Raw genomic sequence first — 19,554 nt, forward strand, 5'->3', positions numbered from 1 at the left:
GCCCGATGCGGTGGTGGGACATCGCGCCGGTCCTGGAGCTCGAGCGCGACCTGTTCCCCGACGACGCCTGGTCGGCGGGCATGTTCTGGTCCGACCTCGCCGAGACCCGGCACCCGCGCGCCACCCGCCACTACGTGGTGGCCGAGGAGACCGGGCGGGCCGGGGAAGGAAGCCGGATCGTCGGGTACGCGGGCCTGAAGGCCGTCGGCGGCGAGGGGGACGTGCAGACCATCGCCGTCGCCCGCGACCACTGGGGCACCGGGCTCGGCGCCCGACTGCTCACCGACCTGCTGCGGCAGGCCACCGCCTTCGAGTGCGCCGACATCATGCTGGAGGTGCGGGTGGACAACGACCGCGCCCAGCGCCTGTACGAGCGCTTCGGCTTCGAGCCCGTCGGCATCCGCCGCGGCTACTACCAGGGCGGCACCGTCGACGCCCTGGTCATGCGCCTCGCCGACCCCGCGGGCCGCGCGCTCCCCGCCGCGGCCGCCACCACGGAGACCAACGGAACCCCATGACAGACGAGCCCCTGGTCCTCGGAATCGAGACCTCCTGCGACGAGACCGGAGTCGGCGTCGTACGCGGCCGCACCCTGCTCGCCGACGCCGTCGCCTCCAGCGTGGACGAGCACGCCCGCTACGGCGGCGTCGTCCCCGAGGTCGCCAGCCGCGCCCACCTGGAGGCCATGGTGCCCACGGTGCGGCGGGCGCTGGCCGAGGCCGGGGTCAAGCCCTCCGACCTCGACGGCGTCGCGGTCACCGCGGGCCCCGGCCTGGCGGGCGCGCTGCTGGTCGGCGTCGCCGCCGCCAAGGCGTACGCCTACGCCCTCGGCAAGCCGCTGTACGGCGTCAACCACCTGGCCTCGCACATCTGCGTGGACCAACTGGAGCACGGCGCGCTGCCCGAGCCGGTGATGGCGCTGCTGGTCTCCGGCGGGCACTCCTCGCTGCTGCTCGCGCCCGACATCACCAGCGACGTGCGCCCGCTCGGCGCCACCATCGACGACGCGGCGGGCGAGGCGTTCGACAAGGTGGCGCGGGTGCTGGGCCTCGGCTTCCCCGGCGGCCCGGCCGTCGACCGGCGCGCCAGGGAGGGCGACCCGGCCGCGATCGCCTTCCCCCGGGGCCTGACCGGGCCGCGCGACCCCGTCTACGACTTCTCCTTCTCCGGCCTGAAGACCGCGGTCGCCCGCTGGGTGGAGACCAGGCGGCGGGCCGGACAGGACGTGCCGGTCGCCGACGTCGCCGCGTCCTTCCAGGAGGCCGTGGCCGACGTGCTCACCCGCAAGGCGGTGCGCGCCTGCAAGGACAACGGCGTGGACCACCTGATGATCGGCGGCGGCGTCGCGGCGAACTCCCGGTTGCGGGCCATGGCGCAGGAGCGGTGCGAGGCGGCGGGCATCAGGCTGCGGGTGCCGCGCCCGAAGCTGTGCACGGACAACGGCGCGATGGTGGCGGCGCTCGGCGCGGAGATGGTGGCGCGGGGCCGCGCCCCCTCGGCGCTCGACCTGCCCGCGGACTCCTCCCTGCCGGTCACGGAGATCTCCGTGCCGGGCCAGGACCACGGCCACGACCACGACCACGCGCACGAGGTGAGCGGGGAGAACCTGTACCCATGACGCTCGCCGTGATGTGGGAGGCCCGCGCCGCGGAGGGCCGGGGCGAGGCGCTGCTGGCGTGGGTGCGGGCGCAGGAACCGCCCGCCCGGCCGCTGCGCCGCGAGGTGTTCCGCGCGCCCGGGGACCGGGTCCTGGTCATCACCTGGTGGGACGTCCCCCTGGACGCCGAGGTGGACGAGCTCCCCGCCCCGCCCCCCGACCTGCTGGCCCGCCCGGTCCACCGCTGGCGCTTCGAACGGGTGGAGGACGAGCCGGCGGAGGGCTAGCCAGGGCCTGTCGACGGCTGCTCGGACCCGGGCGTGCCGGCCGGGTGCCCCAGCAGCATGGCGGGCGCCCCGGCCACCCGGGTCAGGAACACCACGCAGGAGCCGGGGCCGGCCAGGCGCAGCCTGCGCCGCAGCTCCTCCGGCTCCACCGCGGAGCCCCGCTTCTTGATCACCGCCGTGCCCACGCCGCGCTCCCGCAGCAGCGCGCGCAGCCGCTTGACGTGGAACGGCAGCACGTCGGTGAGCTCGTACGCGGTGGCGTACGGGGTCGGGCGCAGCGCGTCCGCGGTGATGTACGCGATCGTCGCGTCGAGCAGCCCGCCGTCCACCTCCCGCGCCACCTCCGCCACCAGGTGCGCGCGGATCACCGCGCCGTCCGGCTCGTACAGGTAGCGCCCCGCGGGCCGCACCGGCGGGTCGGGCAGCCCGCCGCCGGACAGCGACGCCCCCCGCGGCAGCAGCGTCGCCCGCCGCCCGGGGCCGCCGCCGAACCACAGCGCGGCCTCCTTCACCTCGCCCCGGTCCGAGACCCACTCGGCCTCCGCGTCGTCCGGCACCGCCTCGTGCGGGATGCCGGGCGCGACCTTCAGCGCCGCCCTGGGCGCCCGCCGCGCCGCCGCGACCGCCCAGGACAGCGGGGGCGAGTACGCCTCGGGGTCGAAGATCCGCCCCCGGCCGCCGCGCCGGGCCGGGTCGACGAACACCGCGTCGAACCCGGCCAGGTCCACCTCGGTGACATCGGCGCAGCGCACCTCGACGCGGTCGGCCACACCCAGCGCCGCCGCGTTGGCCGCCGCCACCGCGCAGGTCAGCGGGGAGCGGTCCACCGCGAGCACCTCCAGGCCCGCGCGGGCCAGGGCCACCGCGTCGCCGCCGATCCCGCCGCACAGGTCCGCAATCCGCCGCACCCCGAGCCGGGCGAACCGCTCCGCGCGGTGGGCGGCGACCGCGGCCCTGGTGGCCTGCTCGACGCCGTCCGGGGTGAAGAACATCCGCGCCGCGTCGTCGCCGAACTTGGCCGCCGCCCGCTGCCGCAGCCGGGCCTGGGTCAGCGCGGCGGACACCAGCTCCGCCGGGTGGCCGCGGCGCAGCCGGGTGGCCACGGCGAGCTCCTGGGCGGGGTCGTAGTCGCGCAGCTCGTCCAGCAGCAGCCGGCCCTCGTCGTGCAGCAGCGCGGAGAAGGTCTGGGGATCCACTGCGCCATTGTGCCGAAGCGCGCGGCGCGGTCCGCGAGCCGCCGGGGAGCGGGCGGCGGGCGCTGGCAGCATGCGACGTCATGGGGATGATCGGACAAAAGGGAAAGCGTGCCTGGGGTGTCTCGCGGCGGAGCCTGGCCGTCTCCCTGGCCGCCGTCCTGGCCACCGCGTGCGCCTCCACCCAGTTCACCGGGCCCGGCGCGCCCGCCGGCCCCGGCGGGCCGCCCCGGCCGTTCCCCGCCGCGCAGGGCCCCGCCGCGGAGGGTTCCGCCGCGGGGCGGCCCGCGCCGCAGGGCCCGCTGTCGCTGTCCGCGCACGTCCGGCGCCTGGCCGCGTTCCAGCGCTGGGGCCTGGCCCAGCCGACCCGCCTGCCCCCGCGCCCGCCGGCGGTCAAGCCCGAGCTGGTGTCCGCCGCCACCAAGGCGGGGCCCGGACTGCCGCCCGTCATCCACCGGATCCCCACCGACGAGCGCGTCGTCTTCCTGACCATCGACGACGGCGCCGAGAAGGACCCCAGGTTCCTGCGCCTGCTGGACGACCTGGACGTGCCGGTCACCGCCTTCCTCACCGACTACGTCTCCCGCGACGACTACGGCTACTTCCGGCGACTGCGGAGCCTGGGCGGGGGCATCCACAACCACACCGTCAACCACCGCAACCTGCCGGCGCTGTCCTACGCGGGCCAGCACGGCGAGATCTGCGGGCAGCAGCGCAACCTGGAGCGCGAGTTCGGCGCCGCGCCGCGGCTGTTCCGCCCGCCGTACGGCAACTACGACCGCGCCACGCTGCGGGCCGCCGGGGACTGCGGCATCGACGTGGTGGTGCTGTGGAGCCTGGAGGCGTGGGCGGACCGGATCGACTACCAGGCGGCGGACCGGCGACTGCGCCCCGGCGACATCATCCTCAGCCACTTCCGCGGGCCGCGGGAGTGGAACGGCACCATGAACGACATGACCCGCCAGGTCCTGCGCGCCGCCGCCCGCCAGGGCTTCGCCGTGGCCCGGCTCGAGGACTACCTGTGAGGCCCGCCGGTGACGACCGCGTGCGCACCTGCCGGCGGGGGCGCCCGCGCGAACGTCGTCTCGAACGTGAGTGTGAACCGGCGGGAATCGCCGACCGAATGTGCGCCCCACTCGAGGCTCGCCGGAAAGCCGCTGGGCACAGCCTCGCGCCCGCCGCGGTTTCCACGATGATCGGCGGCGCGTTGGCACTCTAGTTGACTGAGTGCTAACGACCGTCCTAATGTCGGCGTTGGCACTCTCACCCCGAGGGTGCCAACCGCGACGGGCAGGTCCGGCACCCGCGACGACGGGCCTACCAGGTCGCCACCACAGACACACTCCCGTGAGATCTCCGAAGGGGGAGGTCGGATCGTGACGACCGCCAGCACCAAGGTTGCCATCAAGCCGCTCGAGGACCGCATCGTGGTCCAGCCGCTCGAGGCCGAGCAGACCACGGCCTCCGGCCTGGTCATCCCGGACACCGCGAAGGAGAAGCCCCAGGAGGGCCGCGTCCTCGCGATCGGCCCGGGCCGTTTCGAGGACGGCAAGCGCATCCCGCTCGACGTCAAGGAGGGCGACATCGTCCTCTACAGCAAGTACGGCGGCACCGAGGTGAAGTACAGCGGCGAGGAGTACCTCGTCCTCTCGGCGCGCGACGTCCTCGCGATCGTCGAGAAGTAAGCACCGCCGCAGCCTGCCGCACCAGCCTGCACCTCCGCCCCGGGACGCCCGAGTCAGCCTGACCGGGGAGCCCGGGGCGGAGTCGTTGCCCGGCCCCACCGCGCCCGTTAGGCCCGAGAGGACGAATTACCCAGCCATGGCCAAGATTCTGAAGTTCGACGAGGACGCCCGTCGCGCGCTCGAGCGCGGCGTCAACAAGCTCGCCGACACCGTGAAGGTGACGATCGGCCCCAAGGGCCGCAACGTCGTCATCGACAAGAAGTTCGGCGCCCCGACCATCACCAACGACGGCGTGACCATCGCCCGCGAGGTGGAGATCGAGGACAGGTACGAGAACCTGGGCGCGCAGTTGGTCAAGGAGGTGGCGACCAAGACGAACGACGTCGCGGGCGACGGCACCACCACCGCCACCGTGCTGGCCCAGGCCCTGGTCCGCGAGGGCCTGCGCAACGTGGCCGCCGGCGCCTCCCCGTCCGCGCTGAAGCGGGGCATCGACGCCGCCGTCGCGGCCGTCTCCCAGGAGCTGCTCGCCGTGGCCCGCCCGCTGGAGGGCAAGGAGGACATCGCCGCTGTCGCCGCGCTGTCCGCCCAGGACAAGCAGGTCGGCGAGCTGATCGCCGAGGCCATGGACAAGGTCGGCAAGGACGGTGTGATCACCGTCGAGGAGTCCAACACCTTCGGCCTGGAGCTGGACTTCACCGAGGGCATGTCCTTCGACAAGGGCTACCTCTCCCCGTACATGGTCACCGACCAGGAGCGGATGGAGGCCGTCCTCGACGACCCGTACATCCTGATCCACCAGGGCAAGGTCTCCTCCATCGCCGAGCTGCTCCCGCTGCTGGAGAAGGTCGTCCAGCAGGGTGGCAGCAAGCCGCTGCTGATCATCGCCGAGGACGTCGAGGGCGAGGCGCTGTCCACCCTGGTCGTCAACAAGATCCGCGGCACCTTCAACGCGGTCGCGGTGAAGGCCCCCGGCTTCGGCGACCGCCGCAAGGCCATGCTGGGTGACATCGCCACCCTCACCGGCGGCACCGTCGTCGCCGAGGAGGTCGGCCTGAAGCTCGACCAGGTCGGCCTGGAGGTGCTCGGCAGCGCCCGCCGCGTCACCGTCACCAAGGACGAGACCACCATCGTCGACGGCGCCGGCGAGAAGTCCGCGCTCGAGGGCCGGGTCGCCCAGATCAAGGCCGAGATCGCCACCACCGACTCCGACTGGGACCGCGAGAAGCTCCAGGAGCGCCTCGCCAAGCTGGCCGGCGGCGTGTGCGTGATCCGCGTCGGCGCGGCCACCGAGGTGGAGCTGAAGGAGAAGAAGCACCGCCTGGAGGACGCCATCTCCGCGACCCGCGCCGCGGTCGAGGAGGGCATCGTCTCCGGTGGCGGCTCCGCCCTGGTGCACGCCTCCAAGGTGCTCGCCGAGGGCCTGGACAAGGACGGCGACGAGGCCACCGGTGTGACGGTCGTGCGCCGCTCCCTGGTCGAGCCGCTGCGCTGGATCGCCGAGAACGCCGGCCTCGAGGGCTACGTGATCACCGCCAAGGTGGCCGAGCTCGAGCCGGGCCACGGCTTCAACGCGGCCACCGGCGAGTACGGCGACCTGGTCAAGGCCGGCGTCATCGACCCGGTCAAGGTCACCCGCTCCGCCCTGGAGAACGCCGCCTCCATCGCCTCCCTGCTGCTCACCACCGAGACCCTCGTGGTGGACAAGCCCGAGGAGGAGGCCGAGGGCGGCCACGGCCACAGCCACGGCCACTCGCACTGACGCCTCCCGGCGCACTCGGGCCCGGCCCCCGCACGGGGGCCGGGCCCGGTCGCGTCCGGCCCCTCAGGCGCGGTGGGCCCGCGCCTCCTCCTTGACGTCCTCCGGCAGCGCGTCCGCCGCGAGCAGCGAGGGCAGCAGCGCCCGCTCGGTGGTCAGCGCCCGGAACACCAGCGACATCGTCACCTCGTGCGCCGGCCGGTGCTCCACCACCACCCGGTCGCCCGCCCGGATCTCGCCCGGCTCGACCACCCGCAGATACGCCCCGGGCAGCGCCGCCTGCGTGAACCGCTTGAGCCAGCCCTGCTCGCCGATCCAGCCGCGGAACGTGCCGCAGGGGATCCGCGGCACCGCCACCTCCAGCAGCACCCGCTCCCCGACCCGCCACAGCTCGCCGACCCGGGCGCCGCTCACCTCCAGACCCGAGGTGGTCAGGTTCTCCCCGAACACGCCGTTGGGCAGCTCGCGCCCCAGCTCGCCCTCCCAGCGGTCGAGCTCCTCGCGGGCATAGGCGTACACGGCCTGGTCGGGGCCGCCGTGGTGCTGCACGTCGTACACCCGGTCCCCGGCGAGCCCCACCTCGCCGGTGCCCTTGGGGCCGGGCGCCGCCACGGCCACGGGCCCCTCGACGGGGCGCTTGTCGATGCCCGTGGTGAGGGTTTCCTTCCACGGATTGGGGCGGGGTCTGCCGACGTTCACGGAGAGAAGAAAAGCCATGGGCGAACGGTAGGCCGGACCGCCGCGCCACCGCGAACGGATTGCGGGCGGGCCGCCGGGCCCGGCGCGCGGGCCCGGCGGCGCCGGCTCAGCGGCAGCCCGCCAGGGCGTCGAGCACCCGGTCCACGTCCGCCTCGGTGGTGTACAGGTGGAACGCGAAGCGCAGATGCCCGGCGCGCGAGGACGCCCGCACCCCGGCGCGCTCCAGTAGCGGAGCGCGGTCCCCGAGCCCCGGCACGCTCACGATCGCCGAGCCCGCGCCCGGCGCCTCGTACCCCAGCTCCCGCAGCCCCGCCCGGAACCGCTCGGCCAGCGCCACGTCGTGCCGGTGCACGGCCGCCACGCCCAGCTCCTCCACCAGCCGCAGCGACGGGCCCGCCCCGACGAACGCCGTCCACACCGGCGAGGTGTCGAAGCGGCGGGCGTCCTCCGCCAGCGGGGCCAGGCCGTAGCAGTCGGTCCACGGGCTGCCGGTGGCGGTCCAGCCCGCGTTGACCGGCACCACGTCCCCGGCCGCCTCGGGCCGCACGGTGAGGAACGCCGTCCCGCGCGGGCACATCAGCCACTTGTAGGCGCCGCACACCGTGTAGTCCCACTCGTCCGCGGCCACCGGGAACCAGCCCGCCGCCTGGGTGACGTCCAGCAGGGTGCGCGCCCCGTGCTCCCGCGCCGCCGCCCGGACCGCGGCCAGGTCGGCGATCCGCCCGTCCGCGGACTGCACCGCGCTGAAGGCGACCAGCGCGGTGCGCGGCCCCACCGCGTCGGCCAGGCGCTCCAGCGGCACCAGGCGCGGCACCAGGTCGCCGCGGGCCGCGAACGGCTGGGTGACGGAGGCGAACTCGCAGTCCGGCAGCACCACCTCGGCGCCGCGCGGCAGCCCCGCGGCCACCGCGGCCACCAGGGTGGAGACCACCGCCCCGAGCGCCACCCGGTCCGGCTCCGTCCCGACCAGCCGGGCGTACGCGGCGCGCGCGTCCGCCACCACCGGGTCCAGGCCGGGCAGCGAGAGCAGCCCCGCGGCCTGCGCCTCGGCGCCCTCCCGCACCGCCGCGACGGTCCTCGCCGGGAGCAGGCCGTAGGAGGCGGTGTTGAGGTGGAGCGTCTGCGGCGCGAACTCGCGGCGGACCAGGTCGGTGTCCAGCGGCGCGGTACCCGGCGCGGCCGCGGGCGGGGTCCCCGTGCGGAGCGGGGCGGGGGCGGCGAGATCCATGTGAGCTGCGGTCATGCTTCCAGCGTCGCCGCCGACGCGCTCAAAGAAAAGTCCATAAAACCTGCATCATCCCCAAGTAACTCTTATGCTTGACCCGTGATCGAAGCCCGCCACCTGAGGGTCCTGCGCGCCGTCGCCCAGACCGGTTCGTTCTCCGCCGCCGCGCGCGAGCTCGGCTGCACCCAGCCGGCCGTGAGCCAGCAGGTGCGCGCCCTGGAGAACACCGTCGGCACCCCGCTGATCGTCCGCACCGGCCGGGAGACCCGGCTCACCGAGGCGGGGCAGGCCCTCACCCGGCACGCCGCGGGCATCCTGGCCGGGCTCACCGCGGCCGAGGAGGAGGTCGCCGCGCTCGCGGGGCTGCGCGCGGGGCGGGTGCGCCTGGTGTCCTTCCCCAGCGCCAGCTCCTCGCTGGTGCCGCGGGCGGTCGCCGAGGTCCGCGCCGCCCACCCCGGCATATCGGTGTCGCTGGTGGAGGCCGAGCCGCCGGAGTCGGTGGCCATGCTCCGCGCGGGCGACTGCGAGGTGGCGCTGGCCTTCCGCTACCCGGGGGTGCCCGAGGAGCCGGGGGAGGCGGGCGCCGACTGGTCCGACCTGACCGTCCGGCCGCTGCTCACCGACCGCCTGGTGGGCCTGGTCCCGGCCGGGCACCGGCTCGCCCCCGCGGCGGACGAGGGGCGCGACGTGGCGCTGGAGGAGCTGGCCGGCGAGCACTGGATCGCGGGCTGCCCGCAGTGCCGCCGCCATCTGGTGAGCGTCTGCGAGGGCGCGGGCTTCACCCCGCGCATCGACTTCGCCACCGACGACTACCCCGCCGTGGTGGGCCTGGTCGCGGCCGGGCTCGGCGTGGCGGCCCTGCCCGAGCTGGCGCTCGAGGCGGTGCGCCTGCACGGCGTGGCCGTGCTGCCGCTGACTCCGCCGGTCCGCCGCGAGGTGGCGGCGCTGACGCTGCCCGACCTGACGAACGTCCCGGCCGTGGACGTGATGCTCGGCCGCCTCAGCCGCGCCGCCCTGTGCGCCGGCGGACGCGCCGGGGCCGGATCCGGGGCCGGGGCGCCGCGGCGGGAGGTCCGGGCGACGAGGGGCGGCTGAACGACGAGGGGCGGCCGAGCGCGGGCACCGCCGGACCGGCCGCCACCGCACCCGGCCGCCCGGGCCGCACGACCCGCACAGCCCTCACCACCACGGCCGCTCCCACGGCCGCTCCCTCCGCTAAAACGTTTCCGCAGCACCGCGCACCCACCCGCGCACCCGCACCGCGAACCGCCGCACTCCGCCGCGAACCCTTCAGCAAAAACGTTTCTTCAGAGCACCACCACTTCCCATTCACTGCCCGGACGCGCTGATCAGCCGGTGTCGGGCGCGCCCCTGGATCTCCTCGCGCTCGTCCTCCGTGAGCCCGCCCCACACTCCGTAGGGCTCACGGACCGCGAGTGCGTGCGCCGCGCACTCCGCGCGTACCGGGCACCGCATGCAGACCTCCTTGGCCGCCGCCTCGCGGGCGGTGCGCGCCGCCCCCCGCTCCCCTTCGGGATGGAAGAACAGGGCGCTGTCGACGCCGCGACACGCGGCCAGGAGCTGCCAGTCCCACAGATCTGCGTTGGGGCCGGGAAGGCGCGAGAAATCTGCCATTGCTCATCCCCTTGGGAGTGCGGTGACGTTCGGGTGCCGGGAGCCGTTGCGTCGTACTGTCCCTACTGTCCAAGTAGATGGAAATATGACTCTTTCCGCATGTACCCACGAACCCGGGCGTTAGCCCAGATTTGGGCCCAATCAGTGCAAAATGTGGCAGAAGCCCCGGAACCCGCCCACCGGAGCACCCGACGCGTGTCCTGCGCCCGGGTGTCCTCGTTGGCAGGTGGCGAGCCCGCCGAGGGCCCGCGGAACCCCCGCGGACCCGGTGCCGGGGCTCGGCCGGTGCGGTACGGCTGATCCGTAAGCGGTCAATCACGTAGAGTGTCGGCGACGGCTGCCAAACTCCGTAACTCTTTCGAGTGACCGTCGTTGAGAGTGCGGAGGCGGTCTACGGAAGCCGGGCATGAGGCAGATGCCGGACGCCGCCGACCGCATCGATGACGATTCGTACCAGCCTGGAGGCCCAACGTGACGCGGATCTGCGGAGGACGGCCATGACATCCGTCCTCGTCTGCGACGACTCCCCGCTTGCCCGAGAAGCGCTCCGCCGCGCGGTCGCGACCGTACCCGGCGTCGAGCGGGTGACGACCGCCACCAACGGCGAGGAAGTCCTCCGCCGGTGGGGCGCCGACCGCTCGGACCTGATTCTGATGGACGTCCGCATGCCCGGCCTCGGCGGCGTGGAGACGGTGCGGCGGCTGCTCTCCGCGGACCCCGGCGCGCGCATCATCATGCTCACCGTCGCCGAGGACCTCGATGGAGTCGCTCTCGCCGTGGCCGCCGGGGCCCGGGGCTATCTGCACAAGGACGCCTCCCGGGCCGAGCTGCGCGCCACCGTCACCCAGGCGCTGGCCGACCCCACCTGGCGGCTCGCCCCGCGCCGGCTGCGCTCCGCCGAGATGGGGGCGGCGCCCACGCTCACGGCGCGGGAGATCCAGGTGCTCGAGGGCATGAGCCACGGCCGCAGCAACGCCGAGATCGGCCGCGAGCTGTTCCTCTCCGAGGACACGGTCAAGACCCACGCCCGGCGGCTGTTCAAGAAGCTCGGCGCCTCCGACCGCGCGCACGCGGTGGCGCTCGGCTTCCGGTGGGGTCTGGTCCGCTAGGCCGTGTCCGTGTCACCAGGGGCCCTTCCGGCCGGTTCCGGGCCGGAAAGGGTGATCGCCGCCGCATGCCCGGCGGCGGCGATGTCCCGCCACCGGTGCCGGTTTCCGCGCCGAGGACGCATCCTTGACACATGGGCGACCTCGGGGAGCGGCAATCGGAAGGGCGCCTCGCGCCGGAGATCTCTCCAGGATGCGAGCCGGCTTCCGGTGAGCCGGCGCGGAGAGAGGGGCGAGGAGGCAGGGCGCGCGCTATGACGGGGGCACAGACGGCACCATCTCATAACGCTTCGGTGCACAGTCACGGGCGCGGTGCCGCGGATCGGTCGGCGGCGAGGCACCATGGACCGATGCGCGACGACGAGAACCCGGCCGCGGCCATCGGTGCACTCGTGCGTCGTGCGGTCGCGGGCGATCCTCAGGCCACGCACGACCTCTTGGCGCACGTGCACCCGCTGGCGCTGCGCTACTGCCGCACCCGCCTGGCCAGACTGCCCGGTGACGCGCGTCACTTCGTGGACGACCTGGCGCAGGAGGTGTGTCTGGCCGTGCTGTGCGCGCTGCCGCGCTACCGCGACCAGGGCCGCCCGTTCGAGGCGTTCGTCTTCGCCATCGCCTCGCACAAGGTGGCCGACCTCCAGCGCTCCGCGATGCGCGGCCCCGGCAGCACCGCGGTGCCCGCCGACGACCTGCCGGAGAAGCCCGACGAGGCCCTCGGCCCCGAGGAGCGGGCCCTGCTCAGCAGCGACGCGGCCTGGGCCAAGGAACTGCTGGCCTGCCTGCCGGAGAACCAGCGGGAGCTGATCGTGCTGCGGGTCGCCGTCGGCCTCACCGCCGAGGAGACCGGCCAGGTGCTCGGCATGTCGCCGGGCGCGGTCCGGGTCGCCCAGCACCGGGCGCTCAGCCGGCTGCGGGCCCTGGCGGAGGAGACCGACGCCGCGCAGAACCTGAGTGCCTGACGGGCGCCGGCCGCGCCCGGCGGCCCGTACCCCGTCCCGCCCCCCAGTAGCATGGAAGCTCGGGCCGGGCAAGAGCGCAGGGAAGGTGCCATGACTGTCAACGCCGACGGCGTACCGGAGAAGTTCGCCATGCTGGGGCTCACCTACGACGACGTGCTGCTGCTGCCCGGCGCGTCCGAGGTGGTGCCCAACGAGGTGGACACCGCCTCCCGCGTCACCCGGAACATCAAGGTGCACATCCCGCTGCTGTCCTCCGCCATGGACACGGTGACCGAGAGCCGCATGGCCATCGCCATGGCCCGCCAGGGCGGCGCGGGCGTGCTGCACCGGAACCTGCCGGCGGACGCGCAGGCCGAGGAGGTGGACCGGGTCAAGCGGTCCGAGGCCGGGATGGTCATCAACCCGATCACCATCGGCCCGGACGCCACCCTCGCCGACGCGGACCGCCTGTGCGGGCAGTACCGGATCAGCGGTGTGCCGGTCACCGACGACTCCGGGCGGCTGCTCGGCATCGTCACCAACCGCGACATGGCCTTCGAGACCGACCGGCGGCGCCGGGTGCGCGAGGTCATGACGCCGATGCCGCTGGTCACCGGCACGGTCGGGATCTCCGGCGGCGACGCGATGGACCTGCTGCGCAAGCACAAGATCGAGAAGCTGCCGCTGGTGGACGCCGAGGGCAGGCTGCGCGGCCTGATCACCGTCAAGGACTTCGTCAAGACCGAGCAGTACCCCAACGCCACCAAGGACTCCGACGGGCGCCTGGTGGTCGGCGCCGCCGTCGGCGTGGGCGACGAGGCGTACACCCGGGCCGGCGCCCTGGTCGACGCGGGCGTGGACTTCCTGGTCGTGGACAGCGCCCACGGCCACCACCGGGGCATCCCGGAGATGATCAGCAAGCTGAAGGCCAACTTCAAGCTGGACGTCATCGGCGGCAACGTGGCCACCCGCGCCGGCGCGCAGGCGCTGATCGACGCGGGCGCCGACGGCATCAAGGTCGGTGTCGGCCCCGGCTCGATCTGCACCACCCGCGTGGTGGCGGGCGTCGGCGTCCCCCAGGTCACCGCCATCTACGAGGCGTCGCTCGCCGCGGGCCCGGCCGGGGTGCCGGTGATCGGCGACGGCGGCCTCCAGTACTCCGGCGACATCGCCAAGGCCATCGCGGCGGGCGCCGACACGGTGATGGTCGGCAGCCTGCTCGCCGGCTGCGAGGAGAGCCCCGGCGACCTGATCTTCGTCAACGGCAAGCAGTTCAAGTCCTACCGGGGCATGGGCTCGCTCGGCGCGATGCAGTCGCGCGGGCAGGGCAAGTCCTACTCCAAGGACCGCTACTTCCAGGACGACGTGCTCTCCGAGGACAAGCTGGTCCCCGAGGGCATCGAGGGCCAGGTGCCCTACCGCGGTCCGCTGGCGTCGGTGGCCCACCAGTTGATCGGCGGGCTGCGCGCGTCCATGGGTTATGTGGGCGCGGCGAGCGTGCCGGAGCTGAAGGAGAGGGGCCGCTTCGTCCGCATCACCGCGGCCGGCCTGAAGGAGAGCCACCCGCACGACATCCACATGACGGTCGAGGCCCCGAACTACCACGGCCGCTGACGCCCACCCTCCCGCCCGTCTCCCCGCCCACCACCCCAGTGGCTCGTCTGCCCCGGGTCGGTGGGCGGGTTCGGGGTCGGTCCGTGAGTGTTCGGCCTGTGCCGGGGCCGGCGGGCGCGGGGTGGGGCCACGGGGAGTTGCCCCGACGGGTCCGTCCGCTCAGGGCGGGCCCGTCAGGCGTCACGGGGGCCCGGGGGCGGGCTCTCGGCGGGGGTCCAAGGGGTCCCGTCCGCACCCCCGCCCCACACCCCACCTCCCCCTCCCCCCGCCGAATGAGACACTGGGCGGTGGACGGCGCGCAGGGGCGGGGCAAGGCAGACGTACACAGGAAAGGGCCACCACGTTGACCGAGATCGAGATCGGCCGGGGCAAGCGCGGACGCAGGGCGTACGCGTTCGACGACATCGCCGTCGTGCCGAGCCGGCGGACCCGTGACCCGAGGGACGTCTCCATCGCCTGGCAGATCGACGCCTACCGCTTCGAGCTGCCCTTCCTCGCCGCCCCGATGGACTCCGTCGTCTCGCCCGCGACCGCCATCGCGATCGGCCACCTCGGGGGCCTGGGCGTGCTCAACCTCGAGGGCCTGTGGACCCGCTACGACAACCCCGAGCCGCTGCTCGAGGAGATCGCGGAGCTGGAGGACGAGGCCGCGGCCACCCGCCGCCTCCAGGAGATCTACGCGGCCCCGATCCGCGAGGAGCTGATCGGCGAGCGGATCAAGCAGGTGCGCGACTCGGGCGTGGTGACCGCCGCGGCCCTGTCCCCGCAGCGCACCGCCCAGTTCTCCAAGGCGGTCGTGGACGCGGGCGTGGACATCTTCGTCATCCGCGGCACCACCGTCTCGGCCGAGCACGTCTCGGGCCGCGCCGAGCCGCTGAACCTCAAGCAGTTCATCTACGAGCTGGACGTGCCGGTGATCGTGGGCGGCTGCGCCACCTACACCGCCGCGCTGCACCTGATGCGCACCGGCGCCGCGGGCGTGCTGGTCGGCTTCGGCGGCGGCGCGGCGCACACCACGCGCAATGTGCTGGGCATCCAGGTCCCGATGGCCACCGCCGTGGCGGACGTGGCCGCGGCGCGCCGGGACTACATGGACGAGTCGGGCGGCCGGTACGTGCACGTGATCGCGGACGGCGGTGTCGGCTTCAGCGGCGACCTGCCCAAGGCGATCGCCTGCGGCGCGGACGCGGTGATGATGGGCTCGCCGCTGGCCAGGGCCACGGACGCGCCGGGCCGCGGCCGCCACTGGGGCATGGAGGCCGTGCACGAGGAGCTGCCGCGCGGCAAGCGGGTGAACCTGGGCGCGGTCGGCACCACCGAGGAGATCCTGCTCGGCCCGTCGCACACCCCGGACGGCTCGATGAACTTCTTCGGCGCGCTGCGCCGCGCCATGGCCACCACCGGCTACTCGGAGCTGAAGGAGTTCCAGCGGGTGGAGGTCACCGTGGCGCCGGTCCTGAAGATCTGAGCCCCGGCGCAGCAGCCGACCGCTCGCGGCCCCGCCGACCCCGGCGCGGGCCGCGAGCGCGTTCACAGCCGGTCCGCGGCCCCGGCCGGCGTCGCCCCCCGGGCGTCCAGCAGCCGCTGCGCCTTCACCGCGAGCCCTTGCAGGTCGTACACCCGGTGGGGTTGGAGCAGCAGGGTGAGGTCGGCCTGCGCGGCGGCCTCGTACAGGGAGTCGGCGCGCGGCACGGGCCGGTCGAGGACCCGCCACTGCTGCACGAACGGGTCGTGGAAGCTGAGCTGCGCGCCGAGTTCGAGCAGGCGGGCGGCGACGGTGCGGGCGGGGGAGTGGCGGCTGTCGGAGATGTCCGGCTTGTAGGTCACGCCGAGCAGCAGCACCCGGGCTCCGCGCACCGCCTTGCCGTCCTCGTTGAGCAGCGCGGACGCCCGGTGGACCAGGTAGCGGGGCATCCGCTCGTTGACCTCCATGGCCAGCTCCACCATGCGCAGCGGGTAGCCGATGGTGCGGCCGCGGCGCGGCAGGTAGTCGGGGTCGAGCGCGGTGCAGTAGCCGCCGACGCCGGGGCCGGGGCGGAACGCCTGGAACCCGTACGGCTTGGTCTCGGCGCACCGGATGACGTCCCACAGGTCGATGCCGAGGTCGTGGCAGAACACGGCCATCTCGTTGACCAGCGCGATGTTGACCGCCCGATAGTTGTTCTCCAGCAGCTTGACGGTCTCCGCCTCCCGGGTGCCGCGGGCGCGCACCACCCGCTCGGTGATCCGGCTGTAGAAGGCGGCGGCGGCGTCGGTGCAGGCGGGGGTGGCGCCGCCGACCACCTTGGGGGTGTTGGCGATGCCGAACGCGCGGTTGCCCGGGTCGGCGCGGGTGGGCGAGACGGCGAGGTGGAACTCCGCGCCCCGGCGCAGCCCCGAGGTCTCCAGCAGCGGGCCCAGCACATCCTCGGTGGTGCCGGGGTAGACGGTGCTCTCCAGGATCACGGTGGTGTGCGGGCGCAACTGCGCGGCGAGGGTCCTGGCGGCGGTGGTGACGGCGGTGAGGTCGGGGACGCGCTGCTCGGTGAGGGGGGTGGGTTCGCAGATGACGGCGACCCTGGCCTGGCCGAGTACGGCGGTGTCGCTGGTGGCGCGGAATCCGGCGGCGAGCATGCGCCGGACGTCGGCGGCGGTGAGGTCGTCCACGGGGGAGCGGCCCGAGTTCAGGCCCGCGACGGTGCGCTCGTCGCGGTCGTAGCCGATGACGTCCATACCGGCGGCGACGGCGGCCTGGGCGAGGGGGAGCCCGGCGAATCCGAGACCGATCACGACGAGGTCTGCGGCCATGGGGCGCGTCCTTCCTGCGCAATATATAACGGATTGATAGAATAAGGAGCATTACCATCAATATTCAGTATTGAGTGCATTTCCGGGCAAAGTGTTCGCAGCGGTCGGCGCTCCCCCGAGCGGACCGGCCACCGTGCGCGCCCGCGGCCGGGCGCGCGCACCGGCGGAAGTCGTCACCTGCGCGCCAGTTCGAGGCACTATCGAAAAGACCGCGAGTTGACGGGAGGCCGAGTTGAGGACCGCGAATCTCGGACCGGCGGAGCGCTCGGCGGCGCTCGCCCGGATGGCTGAGCAGGAACTGGACGTGCTCGTCGTCGGCGGCGGCGTGGTCGGCGCGGGCATCGCGCTCGACGCCGTCACCCGGGGCCTGACCACCGGCCTGGTGGAGGCCCGCGACTGGGCGTCCGGCACCTCCAGCAGATCGAGCAAGCTCGTCCACGGGGGCCTGCGCTATCTGGAGATGCTCGACTTCGGCCTGGTCAGGGAGGCGCTGAGGGAGCGCGGGCTGCTCCTCCAGCGGCTCGCCCCGCACCTGGTCAAGCCGGTGCCGTTCCTGTACCCGCTGGCGCACCGCGGGTGGGAGCGCTTTTACGTCGGTGCCGGCGTGGCCATGTACGACACGATGGGCCTGTCCTCGGGCCACAGCCGCGGCCTGCCCCGCCACCGCCACCTGACCCGCTCCCACGCCCTGCGGGTGGCGCCCTGCCTGCGCAGGGACGCCCTGGTCGGCGCGGTGCAGTACTACGACGCCCAGGTGGACGACGCCCGCTTCGTCGCCACGCTGGTCAGGACGGCCGCCGCCTACGGGGCGCACGCGGCGAACCGGGCGCGCGTGGTCGGCTTCCTGCGCGAGGGCGAGCGCGTGGTGGGCGCCCGCGTGTGCGACCTGGAGCAGGGCGGGGAGTTCGAGGTGCGCGCCCGGCAGATCGTCAACGCCACCGGTGTGTGGACCGACGACACCCAGGCGCTGGTGGGCGAGCGCGGCCGGTTCCACGTCCGCGCCTCCAAGGGCATCCACCTGGTGGTGCCGCGCGACCGCGTGCACTCCTCCAGCGGGCTGATCCTGCGCACCGAGAAGAGCGTGCTGTTCGTGATCCCGTGGGGCCGGCACTGGATCATCGGCACCACCGACACGGACTGGAACCTGGACAAGGCGCACCCCGCCGCGTCCAGCGCCGACATCGACTACCTGCTGGAACACGTCAACTCGGTGCTGGCCACCCCGCTCACCCGGGACGACGTGGAGGGCGTGTACGCGGGGCTGCGCCCGCTGCTGGCCGGGGAGTCCGACGCGACCAGCAAGCTCTCCCGCGAGCACACCGTCGCCCACCCGGTGCCCGGCCTGGTGATGGTGGCGGGCGGCAAGTACACCACCTACCGGGTGATGGCCAAGGACGCGGTCGACGAGGCCGTGCACGGCCTGGACCGGCGGGTGGCGCCGTGCACCACCGAGGACGTCCCGCTGCTGGGCGCCGAGGGCTTCCGGGCGCTGTGGAACGCCAGGGCCCGGATCGCGGAGCGCGCGGGGCTGCACGTGGCCCGGGTGGAGCACCTGCTGAACCGCTACGGCTCGCTGGCCGAGGAGGTGCTGGAGCTGATCGCCCGCGACCCGGACCTGGGCCGCCCGCTGACCGGCGCCGAGGACTACCTGCGCGCCGAGGCCGTCTACGCCGCCTCCCACGAGGGCGCGCGCCACCTGGACGACGTCCTCACCCGCCGCACCCGCATCTCCATCGAGACCTTCGACCGGGGCACCCGCTGCGTCCGCGAGGTGGCCGGCCTGGTGGCGCCCGTGCTCGGCTGGGACGCCGCGCAGGTCGAACGGGAGGTCGAGCACTACGAGAAGCGGGTGGAGGCGGAGCGGGAGTCGCAGCGGCAGCCGGACGACCGCACGGCCGACGCCGCCCGGCTCGGCGCCCCGGATATCGTTCCCCTCTGAGAGTTCCCTCGCGGATCCAGCCGGGGGAGGAAGGCGAGCGAGGTGTCCGAGCAGGGACGGATGGTGGCGGGCCGGTACCTGCTCCTGGAGCGGATCGGCCGGGGCGGCATGGGCACCGTGTGGCGGGCCGAGGACCAGCTCCTCGGCCGCCAGGTCGCCGTGAAGAAACTCCATGTGCCGCACCAGGCGTCCGAGGACGAGCGCGCCACGCTGTACGAGCGCACCCGCCGCGAGGCCCGCAGCGCCGCCCGGATCGCCCACCCGAACGTCGTGGTGGTGCACGACGTGGTCGAGGACGAGGGCCTGCCCTGCGTCGTCATGGAGTACGTCCCCTCCCGCACGCTCGGCGAGGTGATCAAGAAGGACGGCCCGCTGGTCGAGCGCGAGGCGCTGCGGGTGGGCCGGGGCATGCTCGCCGCGCTGCGGGCCGCCCACGCCGCCGGGGTGCTGCACCGCGACGTCAAGCCCGCCAACGTCCTGCTCGAGGGCGAGCCGGGGCCCGACGGCGACCCGGAGGACCGGGCCGCCTATCCCGGCCGCCCCGGCAGGCGGGTGGTGCTCACCGACTTCGGCATCGCCTTCGTCCCCGGCACCTCCACCCTGACCCGCACCGGCGAGCTGGTCGGCTCCTTCGACTACCTCGCGCCCGAGCGGATCCGCGGCGGCAGCCCGGGGCCCGCCTCCGACCTGTGGTCGCTGGGCGCCAGCCTGTACCAGGCGCTGGAGGGCCGCCCCCCGTTCCACCGCCCCACCCCGATCGAGACCGCCTACGCGATAGCCGCCGAGCCGTACGAGCCGCCGCTGCGGGCGGGCGCGCTCACCCCCGTCATCGAGGGCCTGCTGGTGAAGGACCCCGCGCGCAGGATGACGGCGGAGCAGGCCGAGCGGCTGCTGACGGGCTCGGTGGACACCGTCCTCGTCGGCGGGGTCCCGGGCCGCGCCGGCGCCGAGGACGTCACCGAGGTCACCCCCCGCCCGCCCGCGCAGGCCCGTGCCGACGAACCCCCCACCCACCACGCCCCGCCGCCCCCCACCCCGCCGCCCGCCCCCGCCCGCGCCGGTGGCCCGCGCCGCCGCCGAGGGCGCGGGC

Annotated in this window: 18 protein-coding genes; 13 read left to right on the top strand and 5 right to left on the bottom strand. The window is 74.3% G+C overall.

The window, feature by feature from the left end; genetic code table 11:
• Positions 1-5: 5 nt before the first annotated feature.
• The 3 genes from rimI to ACYVO2_RS33650 are packed head-to-tail and all read left to right on the top strand — an operon-like array spanning position 6 to position 1,884.
• Positions 6-518 (top strand): ribosomal protein S18-alanine N-acetyltransferase, encoded by a 513-nt coding sequence (gene rimI, locus ACYVO2_RS33640; RefSeq protein ID WP_461011908.1) that lies wholly within the window; start codon positions 6-8, stop codon positions 516-518.
• A complete protein-coding gene (gene tsaD / locus ACYVO2_RS33645; protein ID WP_461011891.1) occupies positions 515-1,618 on the top strand; it encodes a tRNA (adenosine(37)-N6)-threonylcarbamoyltransferase complex transferase subunit TsaD in 1,104 nt (367 codons plus the stop codon). The genes rimI and tsaD overlap by 4 nt, the downstream gene beginning before the upstream one ends.
• Positions 1,615-1,884, top strand: a complete 270-nt coding sequence (locus ACYVO2_RS33650) for a hypothetical protein (protein ID WP_461011892.1) — start codon at positions 1,615-1,617, stop codon at positions 1,882-1,884. The genes tsaD and ACYVO2_RS33650 overlap by 4 nt, the downstream gene beginning before the upstream one ends.
• On the opposite strand, the gene ACYVO2_RS33655 is transcribed toward ACYVO2_RS33650, so the two are convergent.
• On the bottom strand, positions 1,881-3,152 hold the full coding sequence (locus ACYVO2_RS33655) for a THUMP-like domain-containing protein (RefSeq protein ID WP_461011893.1): 1,272 nt from the start codon (positions 3,150-3,152) through the stop codon (positions 1,881-1,883). The genes ACYVO2_RS33650 and ACYVO2_RS33655 overlap by 4 nt on opposite strands.
• Positions 3,153-3,160: 8 nt before the next feature.
• Here ACYVO2_RS33655 and ACYVO2_RS33660 point away from each other — a divergent pair, with 8 nt between their 5' ends.
• The 3 genes from ACYVO2_RS33660 to groL all read left to right on the top strand — a co-directional run bounded on the left by ACYVO2_RS33660 (position 3,161) and on the right by groL (position 6,524).
• Positions 3,161-4,102 carry a polysaccharide deacetylase family protein gene (locus ACYVO2_RS33660; protein ID WP_461011894.1) on the top strand — a complete coding sequence of 314 codons (942 nt, stop codon included), beginning with the start codon at positions 3,161-3,163 and terminating at the stop codon, positions 4,100-4,102.
• 351 nt (positions 4,103-4,453) lie between these two features.
• On the top strand, positions 4,454-4,762 hold the full coding sequence (groES, locus tag ACYVO2_RS33665) for a co-chaperone GroES (RefSeq protein WP_461011895.1): 309 nt from the start codon (positions 4,454-4,456) through the stop codon (positions 4,760-4,762).
• A 136-nt stretch (positions 4,763-4,898) separates the two neighbouring features.
• Complete coding sequence (groL, locus tag ACYVO2_RS33670) at positions 4,899-6,524, top strand: chaperonin GroEL (RefSeq protein ID WP_461011896.1); 1,626 nt, start codon at positions 4,899-4,901, stop codon at positions 6,522-6,524.
• 63 nt (positions 6,525-6,587) lie between these two features.
• Here groL and ACYVO2_RS33675 read toward each other — a convergent pair whose 3' ends face one another.
• Positions 6,588-7,238: an MOSC domain-containing protein gene (locus ACYVO2_RS33675; RefSeq protein WP_461011897.1), complete on the bottom strand. Its 651-nt coding sequence runs from the start codon at positions 7,236-7,238 to the stop codon at positions 6,588-6,590.
• Positions 7,239-7,326: 88 nt separating this feature from the next.
• Positions 7,327-8,463 (bottom strand): aminotransferase class V-fold PLP-dependent enzyme, encoded by a 1,137-nt coding sequence (locus ACYVO2_RS33680; RefSeq protein WP_461011898.1) that lies wholly within the window; start codon positions 8,461-8,463, stop codon positions 7,327-7,329.
• Positions 8,464-8,544: 81 nt separating this feature from the next.
• Here ACYVO2_RS33680 and ACYVO2_RS33685 point away from each other — a divergent pair, with 81 nt between their 5' ends.
• Entirely contained in the window at positions 8,545-9,540 is a 996-nt protein-coding gene (locus tag ACYVO2_RS33685) for a LysR family transcriptional regulator (RefSeq protein ID WP_461011899.1), read from the top strand.
• Between the two features lie 234 nt (positions 9,541-9,774).
• Here the strand turns inward: ACYVO2_RS33685 and ACYVO2_RS33690 are convergent, their stop codons facing one another.
• The gene (locus tag ACYVO2_RS33690; protein WP_461011900.1) at positions 9,775-10,080 is read right to left on the bottom strand and encodes a WhiB family transcriptional regulator; all 306 of its coding nucleotides are present in this window, start codon (positions 10,078-10,080) and stop codon (positions 9,775-9,777) included.
• Positions 10,081-10,577: 497 nt separating this feature from the next.
• On the opposite strand from ACYVO2_RS33690, the gene ACYVO2_RS33695 reads away from it, so the two are divergent.
• The 4 genes from ACYVO2_RS33695 (at position 10,578) to ACYVO2_RS33710 (ending at position 15,206) form a co-directional block, all read left to right on the top strand.
• Positions 10,578-11,189, top strand: a complete 612-nt coding sequence (locus tag ACYVO2_RS33695; protein WP_018382498.1) for a response regulator transcription factor — start codon at positions 10,578-10,580, stop codon at positions 11,187-11,189.
• A gap of 347 nt (positions 11,190-11,536) precedes the next feature.
• The gene (locus ACYVO2_RS33700) at positions 11,537-12,145 is read left to right on the top strand and encodes a sigma-70 family RNA polymerase sigma factor (protein WP_461011901.1); all 609 of its coding nucleotides are present in this window, start codon (positions 11,537-11,539) and stop codon (positions 12,143-12,145) included.
• A 90-nt stretch (positions 12,146-12,235) separates the two neighbouring features.
• A complete protein-coding gene (gene guaB, locus ACYVO2_RS33705; protein ID WP_461011902.1) occupies positions 12,236-13,738 on the top strand; it encodes an IMP dehydrogenase in 1,503 nt (500 codons plus the stop codon).
• 343 nt (positions 13,739-14,081) lie between these two features.
• Complete coding sequence (locus tag ACYVO2_RS33710; RefSeq protein ID WP_461011903.1) at positions 14,082-15,206, top strand: GuaB3 family IMP dehydrogenase-related protein; 1,125 nt, start codon at positions 14,082-14,084, stop codon at positions 15,204-15,206.
• A gap of 62 nt (positions 15,207-15,268) precedes the next feature.
• Here the strand turns inward: ACYVO2_RS33710 and ACYVO2_RS33715 are convergent, their stop codons facing one another.
• A complete protein-coding gene (locus ACYVO2_RS33715) occupies positions 15,269-16,525 on the bottom strand; it encodes a nucleotide sugar dehydrogenase (RefSeq protein ID WP_461011904.1) in 1,257 nt (418 codons plus the stop codon).
• A gap of 232 nt (positions 16,526-16,757) precedes the next feature.
• Here ACYVO2_RS33715 and ACYVO2_RS33720 point away from each other — a divergent pair, with 232 nt between their 5' ends.
• Together ACYVO2_RS33720 and ACYVO2_RS33725 are read left to right on the top strand one after the other, a co-directional pair.
• A complete protein-coding gene (locus tag ACYVO2_RS33720) occupies positions 16,758-18,464 on the top strand; it encodes a glycerol-3-phosphate dehydrogenase/oxidase (protein ID WP_461011905.1) in 1,707 nt (568 codons plus the stop codon).
• Positions 18,465-18,506: 42 nt separating this feature from the next.
• The coding region (locus tag ACYVO2_RS33725) for a serine/threonine-protein kinase (RefSeq protein WP_461011906.1) at positions 18,507-19,554 on the top strand (1,048 nt) is incomplete at its 3' end.

The organism is Streptomyces capparidis, from assembly GCF_054782095.1.